Raw genomic sequence first — 14,950 nt, forward strand, 5'->3', positions numbered from 1 at the left:
GTCTGGTTCAGGCATCTTACCATAGAGATCAACACGCACATCACAGCAATAATATATTAAACAGAGCGAATTGGAGATAAGTAGAGCAGCACTATGAATGTAACACCATCAACGGCACCGACATCGCCAACCACGACAATCCAGAGCCGCTTCTTACGCGCCTGCCACCGCCTGCCCGTGGATGCAACCCCGGTCTGGCTCATGCGCCAGGCTGGCCGCTATATGGAAGAGTACCGCGCCCTACGTGCCCAACATCCAATACTGGAGATAATCAAGCAGCCTGAGCTGGCTGCGGAAGTCACCATGCAACCTATCCGTGCATTCAATCTGGATGCCGCCATTATTTTTGCCGATATCCTTCCCCCCACTAGAAGGCATGGGACTTAACCTGGAGTTTATGAAGGGCGAGGGACCGGTCATTCATAATCCTATTCGTACCCGTGCGGATGTTGAAGCCTTGAGCATTCCAAATCCGACTGAGAGCCTGTGGTTCACACTAGAGGCCATTAAACAGGCCCGTCAGCAGCTTGATGCTCGTGGTATCCCCTTGATCGGCTTTAGTGGCGCCCCGTTCACCCTGGCCTCATACGCTATCGAGGGAGGCAGCAGCAAAGCCTATCTACATACCAAGGGCCTGATGATGAGCGATGCTCCCACCTGGCATCTCTTAATGGAGAAGTTGAGTGAGCTCATTGGTAGATATCTACTAGCACAGGCACAGGCAGGGGCACAGGCATTACAATTCTTTGATAGCTGGGTTGGTGCTCTCAGCCCCGCCGATTACCGTGAATATATTCTGCCACATAGCCGCCATGCCATCTCAATCGCCAAACAGGCGAACGTCCCCATTATCCATTTTGGCACCAACACCAGTGGCATGCTCGACCTCATTCAGGAAGCAGGCGGAGATGTAATCGGTGTCGACTGGCATATTAGACCTCGACAAGGCCTGGAATGGCCTCAAAGCAGAGTCAGCCGTCCAGGGTAATCTGGACCCCGTTACACTACTGGCCCCATGGGCTGAGATTGAGAAACGAACCAGAGAGATTCTAGAGCGTGTCAAAGGGCGACCGGGGCACATCTTCAATCTCGGACATGGCATTTTACCGGGCACCCCGGTCGAAAATGTCCAGCGCCTGGTAGACTTCGTGCACGAATATACAGCCAGCCAGGTCTAATATGAGTCATCCCTAACTTTTGAAAAAGTTCCCAAACCTGGGGGTGCAGGGACCTCCTGCACCTCCCGCATTGGGAGCGCGAAACCCGTTTTTCGGATTTTTGAAAAATCCGGGAAGACTCATAGTCCAATATTATGACCAAAAGCCACAAAACTATGTATTCTTCAAGGAATACATAGTTTTGTGGCTTTTGATGTGTGCATCTGGCATTAATATTGTTCAGATTTGAATACTATTTTTATAAGATAAGCAAAAGTTTAAAAGCTTCAAGAAATACTTGTTGTTGTCAGATTATTGTTTTGGTATATTGTGATGTATGATATGAGCAAGAAAGAGATTCTATCTCGTACAAGGAGATGGTAAAATTGAAAATAAGTCAAAAATCTGCAATTATTCTCATCGCATCTGTTTTATCTCTGGTAGCAATTGTCGTACTGGCAATTTATTTATTGGGGTTAGATTCAAATAGCGAAACTGCAACAGGACATGTTTTTGCTACACCAAAAGCATCGCAACCAGGTAAACCGACGCTCTTAAAACTAGAGCAAGTAACGGATCAGGCCTTTGGCGATGGAGAGCAATATGTCCCAAATAGCTGGGGAGCCCATAAAGATCGCATCATCCGTACTTCAAAAGGTGATCTTTTTATGACTTATATCTCACAAGGGGATGATCTAAATGATCGCCAGTGGCACTTGATGCATAAAGCTCCCAACGGGGATTGGCAGGAGATCCAATCCGGGAATGCGGGTACCGAGCCAATCAATATTGTACTGGGAAAAAATGATAGTATTCATCTTTTCGCATGGCCCAAAACACAGGGGAAGCTACAACATATTTACTCAAATGATAATGGAAAGACTTTCACCAGTGAATGGCTGCAGGGCAACTGGCGCGATGATGGAGAACAGGGTTATAGCAGTGTAGGCGTCAATGATCGTGGCGACATAGTGGTTATTCAGACCGGGCCGGATAAACCGGGCATCTTTAATTGGACCTATTTCAGTGCCACAACTAACAAATGGACCTTCCATCATAATACCCTGGACCTTCGCTATACCTATGCCTTCCTGTTTCCTGGCTACAATAATGATCTCTCCATTGTAGCGACCCGCGATGTTCAGCGCCATTATCTCAATCTACCACAAGCGCAGGACGGCAATCCCTGGATCTTCAGCGAGGTCAAATACTTTCATATCAGTGATATTACGCCTAGCCAGCCCAGCCTCGACCAGTTGGTGATCAAAGAGCTCTCACCTAAAAATCGCAATGATACCAATGATCGAGACCTGACCTATGTCACAGACAGCTATATTGATACCGCGGGCCGTCTGCATGTACTCTATCTTAACGAGTATGATGGGCCACACCAGGCCATTATCGAGGATGGCAAAATCGTCAAAGATGTCCTGATGCCCAATGTTTCCTTTGGTCAAAAGGTACGCATTACGCAAGACACACAGGGGCACTTCTATTTAATCGCGATGGATGAGCAAGGGAAAAGTATCAATATCTACCCTGGATCGGCCGATGATACCGACGGAACCCAGCTGGCGCCTGTTGTTAAGATCGATATCTCACACTTTCCGGGTTGTTCAGATTATGATTTTTGCCACTCCCCTACGTTTACGGTGCCACGCAATGGCAATGAGCTTTCGGATATTATTGATGGGGTTTATGGAAATATGAATAAGGAGATATATTTCCGTATCAATTTGCGGGGAAATGATAAGGGGGCGTCTCAGTCTTTTCAAATGCCTTTTACTTCTATGATGTCCTTTTATCTCGAAGATAAAAAGGGGGAGATTCTTTCTCGTGCCGCCTGACGGCGGCACGAGAAGGGAGGAAGATGTGGGGGCTGTGCCCCCACGCCCCCAGCCCCTTGACTGGGGGCGTGGGGGCTGTGCCCCCACGCCCCCAGTCAAGGGGCTGGCCGCCCCTTGCATCTCCGCTTTCGCATGATAGCGACACGAGAAAAGAGAAGGGGCACAGCCCCACGCCCCCAGTCAAGGGGCTGGCCGCCCTTGCATCTCCGCTTTCGCATGATAGCGACACGAGAAAAGAGAAGGGGCACAGCCCCACGCCCCAGTCAAGGGGCTGGCCGCCCTTGCATCCCCGCTTTCGCATGATAGCGACACGAGAAAAGAGAAGGGGCACAGCCCCACGCCCCCAGTCAAGGGGCTGGCCGCCCCTTGCATCCCCGCTTTCGCATGATGGCGACACGAGAAAAGAGAGGGGACACAGCTCCTACGCCCCAGTCAAGGGGCTGGCCGCCTCTTGCATCCCCGCTTTCGCATGATGGTGACACAAGGGAGGGGAAGAGTGGTGATTGGCTTTTTCTGGCTTAGTATTTAATCTGCCTATCATATTGTTCGTTTACGCTCTTAGGGGTTTATTAATAAGGAAAGTGGTAGATACTTTTCTTGTGAGAAGAAAATGTTTAATAAGGGCTTATGTTAGTGTGCAGTGATCGGTAGGTAAATAGTCATAGTCCAGGGGGAAAGACATATAGGTTTCGTCTTATATTTGGAGGCTATTGCAACTTTTCACGCAACATAGGTGTTCGTACAAAAATATCAGGGCTGGCTCTTGTAGATAACGCTCATAAGGGGGTTTTGGGATATTGAAGGCACCAATTTTAGATAAAATAAAAAGTAGTAACGGTGTAACGGAGCATAAAAGGACTATACTTTTCACAATTCTTGCGATTGCTGTCATCATTGCATCAATTTCAATCTATACACAAAAGACCCACTCGCAATCGCATCCGGCGAGTACATCTGCTACAGCAACGCCACAGCAGAATGGTATTGGGCTTCAATTGCCCAGCATGCTATAACACCAACTGCGAAACCCAGGCAAAAGCAAAAATCTACATCCGCTACAACATCTACAATTATTCAACCAACCACACCAGGGGTGCCTGTGCTGAATAGCCTGGACCAGGTGACAGACCAGGCCTTTGGCAATGAGGATGAGTACGTACCAAACAGTTGGGGGGCTCATAAGCTACGTATCATTCGTACTACTTCTGGAGATCTGTTCACCGTCTTCATTTCTCAGGGAAGTGATACCCAAAATCGTACCTGGCATCTGATGCATCAAGCACCTGGCAGCAGCACCTGGAATGAGCTAAAACAGGGTAATGCCGGCACTGAGCCAATCAATATTATCCGTGGCCCTCATGATGAAATTCATCTTTTCTCCTGGCCGGGAACACAGCAAGAAGCGCATCACTTCGTATCTACCAATCTGGGACAATCCTTTAGCGAGGAAATTTTAAGTGGACAATGGTCCAGCGACCAGGGATATAGCGGGGCTTCAATCAATCCAAAGGGCGATATCGTCTTTTTCCAGACCGGCGATGATGTGCCAGGCATCTTTTATTGGACTTACTACTCACCCATAACCAATAAATGGACCTTTCATACCAGCCAGATGGATTATCGCCATACTTATGCCTTCTTCTTCCCAGGCAATAATAACGATCTAACCATGGTCGGTATGCGCGACGTACTACGCCCAACGCTACATTTTCCCAGCGCCTCGGGCTTTAATTATATCTTTAACGAGATCAGGTATTTCTATATCAGCGATGTCAACAACCCTGTCCTGCAACAACTACCTATCACCGAGGTACAGCCGCAGAATAATGACGATGCTGATGTAACCTACCTCACCGATGCCTATATGGATACCCAGGGGCGAACTCATATCATTTATAGCAATCTATATGATGGTGTCCATCATGTCATTGTTGATCATGGCGCGATTATCAAAAATGTGATTCAAAATGTCACGGCGCCAAACAAGGTACGTATAATACAGGATGCGGTCGGCCATTTCTACCTGATCAGTATGGATGATCAGGGGCAGACCATTAATATCTATCCTGGTACGGCTAGCGATACAGATGGCACCCAGTTAGAGGCGCCAATTAAATTGGATATATCCAGGTTCCCGGGTTGTACCGATGATGACTTCTGTCATGCACCTACCTTTAATGTGCCGCGTGGCGGAAATCCGCTCAGCAATTATCTGGATGGTACCTACGGCAACCATTCAAACGAGTACCATTTCCGCATCAACTTGCGTAGCAATGGTTGAGGATACTGTTTATATAGAGTGAGGTGTAGAAAATTTGCCAGGCAAATTTTCTACACCTCACTCTATATAAACAGTACCATGCAAGAGAAAACTATTTGTCTGGAAGGAGCCATTGGCGCTGCGAAAGGACACTCTGCAACGCTTCAAGGGCAATGTTATCAGCCTCGGATGTAACCCAATCTTCCACTTTAGGGCTACTGCGCAGGGCTTGCAGGGATACATGTCGCCATTAGGGAGAACCCGATAACTAAAACCAGGCACCGGGGCGGGCAAGAACAGGCGCTGTGTTGCCACTTGAATAAGGTCTTGCTCCATATCGGCCCAGCGATTATTAAAAAGCAGATTAGCCAGGTGAACCGAGATCAGCACATGCATCTGGCGCACTTCTTTAATACTCTTATCAACATAGCCAGTATTATAGCCCTGGTAAGGTCCTAGATAGAGTTTAAAGTAGAAGCCACCATTAGTTTTATCGCGTAAAGGCGAAGTTTCAAGCGCATCCAGCATCTCTTTAGCTAATCCCAGATAGGTCTGGTTGTGGGTATAAGCGCCTGTGCGCAACAACGCTTCAAGTTCTTGACCAGTCTCACCCATACGTGCCTGCGTATCTAGCAGTTTATTGGTTCCATAGCGAGGATCGCTCAGCAGATAAATACGCCCAAACAGATGATACTGACGGTTATATGATTGTTGAATTACAACTTCAGCACCCCTGGTGCCAGCGGCTACCCATTCTGGATGATTAAAACGCGCTCCTGCATCCACTAGAGCCAGGCTTGTCTCTAAAGCATGATCGACCCGGTAACCATCCTGCAAATGGACATTTCCCCCGCCAGCGGTGGTATCCAGGCCACCATGTTGCACGCCTAATTGCGTATCAATTCGCCGATACTCAGAGGTTGCCCAACCGATCAACGTATGATTCCAATAATCGGTATTATGGCTGAAGTCCCTCATATGCAACAGGGTAAAGTAGATCCATCCTTTATTTTGAACGGTATTTCCCCATTCACGCTGCGCGCTCGGCAGAATGCGTGCAATATACGTATCCATTGACGTATCTGACGGATGGCGAACTTTATACCAGTACATATTATCCAGGATACGCAGATCATTGAGATTATCCCGGCGTGTTGAATGGCCACGTTGATCACAATGATCAGGGCTACAATTCACCTGATTAACATCGCTTTTGCGCCAATTTATCAGCGTTGTATCCAACTGATCATCCCAGCTATGCGCATTCATATCATTGAGGACCTGAGTCACAATGGTATCAAGATCTTTAATACGCGCACCTGGTATCGCTGTTGGCTGGGCAGTTGGTTCATGCTGCTTTGTTATCGGCTTCGGCACTGACTTACCCTCATTGGGATTAAAAGGTGGCCGAATAAAAACCGTATACATCAAAGTCAACAAAACCACAATTGGCAGAACATATAAAACAAAGAGGGTGGCCCGGCGGGCCTTCTTTGAGCGTCGATAACGCCGCCACAGAGATTGATCGGACTCATGCTGTGGAGGTCGCTCCTGCAATTGACTCATCAATTTGTCCCTTCTTAAGAGCACATAATGACTCGGACGGAATATATAATCAGCATACAAACAGAGGCCAAATAACAATAAAAAACTTACGCAGGAATCACTTTAGGCCCTGGAATTTCTTTAAAAGGATAAGTTCAATAAAATCATAAATAAGCTCAAGGCTGCACAAAAAATAAAAAAGCTGCCTGCAACGCCATGCAATTTCAGGAGGCACGTGTTACAATAAAAGCGAACAAAGATGTGTTTGCCCTTAAATACAAATGCAGGACGACCATCTCAGATATCCGGTTTGGATGCACGAACCAGATAGAGATTTCCCAATGAAGCGACACCAATGCCATTGCAACAACTAGAAAGAGGCATGAAATGACAGCAAATATTCGAGTCACCATCTGGAATGAATATCGCCACGAGCGCCGCTCACCTGAGGTAGCCAAAATTTATCCAGAAGGTATTCATGGCACACTGGCCAAAGCGCTCAGTGAAAAAGGGTTCACAGTGCGTACCGCAACCCTCGACGAGCCAGAGCATGGATTAACCGATGAGGTGCTGGAAAATACAGATGTAATGATCTGGTGGGGGCACATGGCCCATCCAGAGGTACGCGACGAGATCGTTCAGAAAGTATACCAGCGTGTGCTGGATGGAATGGGATTGGTCGTCTTACATTCTGGCCACTTCTCCAAAATCTTCAAAAAGCTGCTCGGCACAGATTGTGATCTCAAATGGCGCGAAACTAACGACAAAGAGCGTCTCTGGGTAGTTGCGCCGGGCCACCCCATCACAGAGGGAATAGGCGACTATATTGAGCTTGAGCACGAAGAGATGTATGGAGAGCCATTTGGTATTCCCACACCAGAAACCCTGGTCTTCGTGAGCTGGTTTACCGGCGGAGAAGTCTTCCGTAGTGGCTGCTGCTACACCCGTGGACAGGGCAAAATCTTCTATTTCCGTCCCGGCCACGAAACGCTTCCTACCTATCACAATCCAGAAATTCAACTGGTTATCAGCAACGCAGTACGCTGGGCCAACCCAACGGCGACTCGCAAGTTGATTCGAGGCAACACGCCAGCATTAGAAAAATAAGCGAAAGAGAGAGCGTATGTCAGAGCAGGATACATACCAGTTTGCAGAAGATAGGTATGATCAGATGCAATATCGCCGGTCCGGTCGCTCAGGATTACAATTACCAGCGATCTCACTGGGAGCCTGGGAAACCTTTGGCGGATACCGGGGAGAAGAGATTGCGCGTGCATGTCTCTATCGCGCCTTCGATCTCGGAATCACCCATTTCGACCTCGCCAATAACTATGGGCGCCCACCTGGAAACGCCGAAAAGGTCGTTGGCAAAGTCCTGAAGGATATGCCACGTGATGAACTGATCATCTCCAGTAAGGCTGGCTACTATATGTGGCCGGGACCCTATGGGGACGGACTCTCCAAGAAATATCTAGTCGCGAGCCTGGATCAATCCCTCAAGCGTCTGGGACTGGAATACGTGGACATTTTCTATGCCCACCGTCCAGATCCCGAGACACCGTTGGAAGAGACCATGGCCGCGCTTGATCTGATCGTACGCCAGGGAAAAGCACTCTATGTGGGTGTCAGTAACTTCCCAGGGGATCACCTGGAGCAGGCCGTGCAGGTCACTAAACAAATGGGGCTGGCACCAATCACCATCCATCAACCCCGCTATAATCTACTGGATCGACGTTGCGAGCACAACTTATTCGATCATACCATCCGTAATGGCATTGGGGTCATCACCTTTAGTCCTCTGGCACAGGGACTTTTAAGTGATAAGTACCTTGGGAATGATCTACCGGAAGATTCCCGCGCAGCCGCATGGTGGGGTCGCAAGGCCAACGATGAGGTCGTCAAGGGAGATACACTGGACCAACTTCACCGCTTGAATGCAATTGCCAAGGAACGTGGGCAGACACTGGCTCAGATGGCTCTGGCCTGGAATCTGCGTCACCCTGCAGTCACCAGTGTTCTGATTGGTGCTTCAAAAGTTGAGCAGATCGATGAAAATGTTGCTGCCTTGAAGAATCTTGAATTCAGCGAGGAAGAGCTTAAAGCTATCAATGAGATTGTGCCATTCATTGCTTAAATCATTCCTGTACGGGCGGGCGCTGAGGCGCCCACGCGCCCGTACAGTTTTATAGGTTCGTGTAGAAAATGCGTCATGCGCATTTTCTACACGAACCTATAAAACAATGTTGAGCACCGCTAGCGTGGATGCCCACACTTTTTTTATTGATCGAAACCAAATGAGGCTGCGCCAATCAGGGCAACTTTATTATTCAAGATAACATGCACAGGCACATCGGCCAGCATCTCAGAAAAACGCCCCTTGCTCTGGAAGATGCGTATAAACTCCTGATCTTCTAAGAATGGTAGAATACGAGGAGGCAGACCACCACCCAGATAAACACCACCAGTAGCTAACACCTTCAATACCATATTGCCTGTTTCAGCACCCAGGATAGATGCAAAGGCCTTAACAGTAGCACCGCAAATAGCGGCATAACCACCTTCTTCAGTTGGGGCCGTCTCAGTTTCTCTGGGAGCCATAGCGGCTCGAACAATTACTGGCGTCATATCTTTAACTTGTGCTAACTTATCAGCCAGCCATTGAGGCTCTTCAAATACACCAGATGCCTTGATGTAGGCATAAATATTTGGTAAACCAATACCTGAACAAACATGTTCATAACTCACATGTGACATACGCTCAAGCAGATAAACAAGTAAGCCTACTTCAAAAGCATTCGTCGGGGCAAAATCGACATGGCCACCCTCCGAAGGATGAACGCGATAATGAGCACCATCCCAGGTCAATATTGCTTCACCTAAACCAGTGCCAGGAGCAACCACTGCCAATGTTCCATGGGTAGCCGGCTTTCCCGCATTGAGTGTATGGAGATCGGATGAGCGCAAAAGCGGAATAGCCGTTGCCATAGCAGCCAGATCATTCAGCAATGTGACAGAAGGGATATTCAACGTCTGCTGCAATTGCTTCTCTTCCATCTTCCAGGGCAAATTGGTTATCTTTGCCTTGCCCGCAACTACTGGTCCAGCCACGCCAAAGACGGCCCGATCAATAGTCACATTAGAAAGATCGATCTGCTTTAAAAAATCATTAACCAATGCTGCCAACGTCGCATATTGCGCACTCGGCAATGTTGCTTCACGTAATGGCGTCCGAATATCCTCTTTCGAGGCATATAAAGCCAGATTGGTTTTGGTTCCTCCAATGTCACCAGCCAGTAACATGATTAAGTGCAACCTTTCGATAGGTACTGTTTAGACAGTACACTTCATTTTAATAATTAGAGACAAAACGAATGCTCTGTCCAGGTTAAAAACAAATCCGAAGAAATATCGACAGACATCTATATTTAATCGGCTTCTTAACGTAAAAATAAAAGACATGAAACGAATGGGCCTACCCTTCACTCAATCAGCAGCCAAGCAAGCCCTTATTCAAGATACCACAAAATAATACCACACGATAAAGGAATCCGTGTCATAAGCAGATGAAATGCATGAGCAAACAGATAGAAATACGGGTAGCATAGTCCTATCTGTTTGTTCACAATGAGGATTGGATAAAAGTTGAAGCCGTTAGCTCATCTTACGCTATTTCCCAGACCCGAATCGTTCCATCATAGGAACTGGTGACCAGGCGATCACTGGCAGGAGACCAGGATAAAGCGGCTACAGTAAGGGTATGACCATGATATGCCGTTGTATGGCCGCTTGCTAATTCTCGCACCTGCACAAAGCCTTTAGGGTCAGGGAATTGAGGGCTACCGCCCACGGTAGCGATAAACCGCCCGTTAGGAGACCAGGCGACACCTAAGATGGGTGCCCCGCTATTAGCCTTATATGAAGAGGTAAGAGCGCCTGTGCCCGTGTCACAGAGTTGAACCACCTCCTCATCCCCGCAGGCAATTAAGGCACCATCCGGCGACCATGATAACGAATTGGCGGTACCAGACCACACCAATCGATCCTGTCCCGTGGTGCTGTTCCATATTCGTAACGTGCGCTCAAAAACACCACCAATAATGCTATCTATACTGGAGGCAATCCACTGGCTATCAGGCGACCAGGCCAGTCGGGAAGCGACATGTCCCCGATATGCCAGCAACAAATTACCAGTATGCGTATCACAAACATGGACGGTCGCGCCCACCGCATCACTACCCGCTAACGCAATACGTGTACCATCGGGTGACCAGGCCAGGGCACTAACATAGGACATACCGTTATAAGTAGTCAGGCGCTTCCCTGTAACAGCATCCCATAGTACGACCTCAGACACGGCCTGGGGCACTCCTGACGCCGCATTGCTCTGGTCAATCCCCTCAAATCCGCCCGCGGTCACAATATGCTGACCATCCAGGGACCAATCAAGCAAGACACCATCCTTAGCAAGCAGGCTGGCCTGTGTCTTGCCAGTAGCCGCATTCCAAACTTCAACCGGTGCGGCTATACCACCTGAGGCAATTCTGCTACCATCGTGGGACCAGGCAATTGAACTAGTATAATTATTCTGGCGCATCAAGAGCATGTGGGCGTCCGGTGTTACTGTGTAGCTGCTTGCTCCTACTATGTGCCTGACGTTGAGACTCAGGCCTGCTGTTAGCAGGCCCAGGCCCGCTATGCAAATGGAGCGTCGTGTGAGTTGGGTTGTAGATGTATATTTAGAATTCGCTAGGCGATTTCGCATGATTTGTACCATTATACCTTCCTATATGGTTTTAGGTAACCACATAGGTGGATTATAACTCTTTGTTACTTTTAAAATTGTGATTTGCCATTAATATGCTATTAAAATGCTTTTTCTATAGATGTATTCATTTATCATAATATGCAATATATTATGATAAATGGTTTTTATGTTGCTGGTGTGCGCCTCTCTACCACACATGATATACAATGTGGCCGCCGCCTCTCTACCACACATGATATACAATGTGGCCGCCGCCTCTTTACCACACATGACATAAAATAAGTTAGGGTGAAAATTAGTTTTAAATTTTTGGTCATTTCTGCCCTTTTGATGACACTTATTCCTTGACACGAAGGGGTAAATGGTGCACAATGGGTACATGGAAAAAGAACGAGTGACAACGAAAATCTGGCGGCATTCTTTGCAACAATTAAAGATCGCTGCTGCCACCAATAATGAGTCGATGATCGATCTGCTAGAGCGCTTAATTGAGCAAGAATACGAAAAAACGAAAGGAAGGGAACCCGGGCATGAAGGTCATACGCGGATACAAGACAGAACTTGATCTAAATAATACGCAAAAGACCGCATGCCTCAAACATGCTGGCGCAGCTCGGTGGACGTATAATTGGGGGCTGCATCGGTATGAGTAAGAATACAAAGCCGGTCGGAAAGCTCCCAATGCCATGAGCCTGCATAAAGAATTAAACGCCCTGAAACAAACTGAACTGCCATGGATGTATGAAGTCAGCAAGTGCGCGCCTCAAGAGGCATTGCGTAATCTCGAAAAAGCGTTTAAAAACTTCTTCGGAAAAGCCAGACTGAAAACACAAGGCACATATCGGGGCAAACTCGGTTATCCTCGTTTCAAGTCCAAAAAGAAAGGTATTGGCTCTTTCCGCCTCACAGGTGCAATCCATGTCTTCGAGGATCATATTCAACTTCCCCCGCCTGGGCGTGTTGCGACTGTATGAGCATGGCTACCTCCCTACGACAGCAAAAGTCTTGTCAGCGACGGTCTCCGAGCAGGCGGGCCACTGGTTCGTCAGTGTCCAGGTAGAGGAGTCCATCCTTGAACCCAAAGAGGCAACGGGGACAGTGATTGGCGTTGACCTGGGCATTAAGGCACTAGCAACCTGCTCTGATGGCACGGTCATTGCCAATCCAAACGCCCCACGTTCCAATCTTAACAAACTTCAACGTGTTTCCCGTCAACATGCTCGAAAACAAAAAGGGAGCAAGAACAGGCTCAAGGCTACTCGTACATTAGCACGCTTGCATGCCCATATTGCCAACATACGTAAAGATACCTTGCACAAGGCTACGTCTCAGATCGTCGCGAAAACCAAGTGCGATCAGGAAAGAGCCCGTGTTATCGTGATTGAAGATCTCAATGTGTCAGGAATGCTAAAAAGCCGAAGGTTGAGCCGTGCCATTGCCGATGTTGGATTCTATGAGTTCCGCCGTCAAATCATCTATAAAGCGGAGCAGGCCGGTTGTGAAACTCTTCTGGTTTCTCGTTGGGAACCTTCCAGCAAGACCTGCTCAAGCTGCAAAGTTGTCCGAGAAGAATTGGATTTAAGCGAACGAACTTTTGTTTGCCATGCATGCGGTTTGGTCATCGACCGTGATTTAAACGCATCGTACAATCTGGCAGACCTTGCTTGAGCAGAGAGTACCGTGAGTTACACGGGATTTCAAGCCTGTGGACAGGGGAGCGCTAGCTTGGTAGTAATACCAAGTGAAACTCCCCTGGATGAAGCAGGAACAAGACAGACAAATATGGCCTGTCCATATTTGTCTGATTTCTTGATAACGGTTAGTCGAAGATGTCGCTGTGTTGATATATGAGGTAGCTGAGGAGGATGAGGATTATGCAGTAGGCGATGGTGAGGATGAGTTGCAGGGGGAGTTGGTCGAGAGTGGCTATGGGTTGGCCTGCGAGCATGGCGGTGGTGTATCCATTGAGTGAATTAGATACTGTACCTGGAAGGTTGTTAACAAATGAGACGATGGCCCTTCCCATGGGTGCACTTAATCCACCGACGAGGGTAAAAAGTATGTTGGTGGCTAGAAATTCAATGAAAACATAACCAACGGAAAAGCCGATGCCAGCTAGAACGGAGTGGCCAATAGTGGCGGCCAGGACAGCTATGAGCATGTAAATAAAGTAGCGCAGCGATTGCGTCAACCAGGTCAGGACAAAGCCTAACCATCCCGTTGGGGATAATAGGGTTGGTCGCAAACCAAAAAGAGGGCCGACCAGAAAACCGAGAAGAGTGGAGAGGATCATCATAAATCCAACCAGTAGTAAAGCGATTAAAGCCAGTGTCACCACCTGAGCAGTAAAGACCTGACCTCGACTCAACCCACGTGTCAGCATCTGGCGATGCATTCCATAGGCATAATCACCGCCTACCAGCGCTCCGGCTACAATACAGAGAAAAATAGGAGATAATAAGCCGAGATAACCCAGAGCAAATTGTAAGGAGCCTGGAAATACCAGGGCCACAATAGGGTCAGATCCTACCTGCTGCACGTGGCCATCTCCCAATAATAAGTGGGAAATAATAGTTAGAAGTAGTAAAAGAGTATAGCCACCAAAAAAGAGACCTGCCAGCACTTTGGACATGCCCCGGCGCCGCAGTTGAAACAGGTTCCAAAGCACCATATGCCAGGTTTGAGCCAGCCAGCCCCGCGTATAGATATCGGGAGATGCCGTATTTAACGCTGGTCCTAAAAGTTGCTCTGCCATTAAAACGCTCCCTCTCCCTAACATGCTAAATCCAAACAGTCTAAATCGAACATGTTCAGTGTATGACAGAAAGCGTCGGCTGTCATCACCCAAAAAGAGCATTTATCATGGTGAATTTTCCTCGCTTTTGGATCGTCCAAAAGGAGGAGATGCCACTTACCTGATCAATATAAATAACCAAATATAAATATGCAGATAAATACTTAATTTGGATAGAGAAAAAATTAAGACAAAAATTCAGCAATCGTATCCAGAACGGTAATGACATCAAAAGGCTTACCGAGATGAGAATTACAGCCAATGGTGCGAGCCCGCTCTTGATCAGCCTGAGATACATGGGCGGTCACCGCAATAATCGGGGTCTGGCGAAATAGCGCGAGCTTACGCAGATAAGCCACCGCCTCCCAGCCACTCATTCCAGGTAAAGACATATCCATCAGAATCAGGTCTGGAAGAGATTTGGTAGCCTGCTCAATAGCTTGTGGACCATCCTCTGCAAAGAATAGATCGTATATTTCTTCTTCTTCCAGAATCTGTTGCATGAGTTGACGCATATCCTCGCTATCGTCAACCACCAGGATTCGCTTTTTCGCTTGTCTATCCACAAGTTTATTCATTTTG

The 14,950-nt window shown here is 47.8% G+C and carries 13 protein-coding genes and 1 pseudogene; 9 read left to right on the top strand and 5 right to left on the bottom strand.

Features of this window, described 5'->3' with window-relative positions; translation table 11 throughout:
- Positions 1 to 138 precede the first annotated feature (138 nt).
- The 3 genes and pseudogenes from hemE (at position 139) to EL645_RS30820 (ending at position 5,285) form a co-directional block, all read left to right on the top strand.
- Positions 139 to 1,178, top strand: a pseudogene (gene hemE, locus EL645_RS45930) (uroporphyrinogen decarboxylase).
- A 365-nt stretch (positions 1,179 to 1,543) separates the two neighbouring features.
- On the top strand, positions 1,544 to 3,004 hold the full coding sequence (locus EL645_RS30815) for a hypothetical protein (RefSeq protein ID WP_126556070.1): 1,461 nt from the start codon (positions 1,544 to 1,546) through the stop codon (positions 3,002 to 3,004).
- A gap of 1,099 nt (positions 3,005 to 4,103) precedes the next feature.
- A complete protein-coding gene (locus EL645_RS30820; RefSeq protein ID WP_126556073.1) occupies positions 4,104 to 5,285 on the top strand; it encodes a hypothetical protein in 1,182 nt (393 codons plus the stop codon).
- A 57-nt stretch (positions 5,286 to 5,342) separates the two neighbouring features.
- Here EL645_RS30820 and EL645_RS30825 read toward each other — a convergent pair whose 3' ends face one another.
- Positions 5,343 to 6,830 carry a hypothetical protein gene (locus EL645_RS30825; protein ID WP_126556076.1) on the bottom strand — a complete coding sequence of 496 codons (1,488 nt, stop codon included), beginning with the start codon at positions 6,828 to 6,830 and terminating at the stop codon, positions 5,343 to 5,345.
- A gap of 366 nt (positions 6,831 to 7,196) precedes the next feature.
- Between EL645_RS30825 and EL645_RS30830 the strand changes: the two genes are divergently transcribed.
- Both EL645_RS30830 and EL645_RS30835 read left to right on the top strand, forming a co-directional pair.
- Positions 7,197 to 7,916: a ThuA domain-containing protein gene (locus EL645_RS30830; protein ID WP_126556079.1), complete on the top strand. Its 720-nt coding sequence runs from the start codon at positions 7,197 to 7,199 to the stop codon at positions 7,914 to 7,916.
- Between the two features lie 16 nt (positions 7,917 to 7,932).
- Positions 7,933 to 8,943: an aldo/keto reductase gene (locus tag EL645_RS30835; RefSeq protein ID WP_126556082.1), complete on the top strand. Its 1,011-nt coding sequence runs from the start codon at positions 7,933 to 7,935 to the stop codon at positions 8,941 to 8,943.
- Between the two features lie 143 nt (positions 8,944 to 9,086).
- On the opposite strand, the gene glk is transcribed toward EL645_RS30835, so the two are convergent.
- Both glk and EL645_RS30845 read right to left on the bottom strand, forming a co-directional pair.
- Positions 9,087 to 10,109 (bottom strand): glucokinase, encoded by a 1,023-nt coding sequence (gene glk, locus EL645_RS30840; protein WP_126556085.1) that lies wholly within the window; start codon positions 10,107 to 10,109, stop codon positions 9,087 to 9,089.
- 361 nt (positions 10,110 to 10,470) lie between these two features.
- Positions 10,471 to 11,571, bottom strand: coding sequence for a WD40 repeat domain-containing protein (locus EL645_RS30845; protein WP_161977833.1), 1,101 nt, complete (start codon positions 11,569 to 11,571; stop codon positions 10,471 to 10,473).
- A 382-nt stretch (positions 11,572 to 11,953) separates the two neighbouring features.
- Between EL645_RS30845 and EL645_RS30850 the strand changes: the two genes are divergently transcribed.
- From EL645_RS30850 to EL645_RS30855, 4 genes are read left to right on the top strand one after another with little or no spacing between them, the layout of a single operon-like run.
- On the top strand, positions 11,954 to 12,139 hold the full coding sequence (locus EL645_RS30850; RefSeq protein ID WP_126556091.1) for a hypothetical protein: 186 nt from the start codon (positions 11,954 to 11,956) through the stop codon (positions 12,137 to 12,139).
- The gene (locus tag EL645_RS45935) at positions 12,105 to 12,227 is read left to right on the top strand and encodes a helix-turn-helix domain-containing protein (RefSeq protein WP_218032142.1); all 123 of its coding nucleotides are present in this window, start codon (positions 12,105 to 12,107) and stop codon (positions 12,225 to 12,227) included. The genes EL645_RS30850 and EL645_RS45935 overlap by 35 nt, the downstream gene beginning before the upstream one ends.
- A gap of 33 nt (positions 12,228 to 12,260) precedes the next feature.
- Positions 12,261 to 12,548: a hypothetical protein gene (locus tag EL645_RS41620; protein WP_218032143.1), complete on the top strand. Its 288-nt coding sequence runs from the start codon at positions 12,261 to 12,263 to the stop codon at positions 12,546 to 12,548.
- Positions 12,493 to 13,242: an RNA-guided endonuclease InsQ/TnpB family protein gene (locus EL645_RS30855; RefSeq protein ID WP_218032144.1), complete on the top strand. Its 750-nt coding sequence runs from the start codon at positions 12,493 to 12,495 to the stop codon at positions 13,240 to 13,242. Before EL645_RS41620 ends, EL645_RS30855 begins: the two co-directional genes overlap by 56 nt.
- Before the next feature lie 151 nt (positions 13,243 to 13,393).
- Here the strand turns inward: EL645_RS30855 and EL645_RS30860 are convergent, their stop codons facing one another.
- Both EL645_RS30860 and EL645_RS30865 read right to left on the bottom strand, forming a co-directional pair.
- Positions 13,394 to 14,329: a DUF2705 family protein gene (locus EL645_RS30860; RefSeq protein ID WP_126556094.1), complete on the bottom strand. Its 936-nt coding sequence runs from the start codon at positions 14,327 to 14,329 to the stop codon at positions 13,394 to 13,396.
- A gap of 224 nt (positions 14,330 to 14,553) precedes the next feature.
- A complete protein-coding gene (locus tag EL645_RS30865) occupies positions 14,554 to 14,946 on the bottom strand; it encodes a response regulator (RefSeq protein ID WP_126556096.1) in 393 nt (130 codons plus the stop codon).
- Positions 14,947 to 14,950: the final 4 nt, after the last annotated feature.

The organism is Dictyobacter kobayashii (genome assembly GCF_003967555.1).
GTDB classification, from domain to species: domain Bacteria; phylum Chloroflexota; class Ktedonobacteria; order Ktedonobacterales; family Ktedonobacteraceae; genus Dictyobacter; species Dictyobacter kobayashii.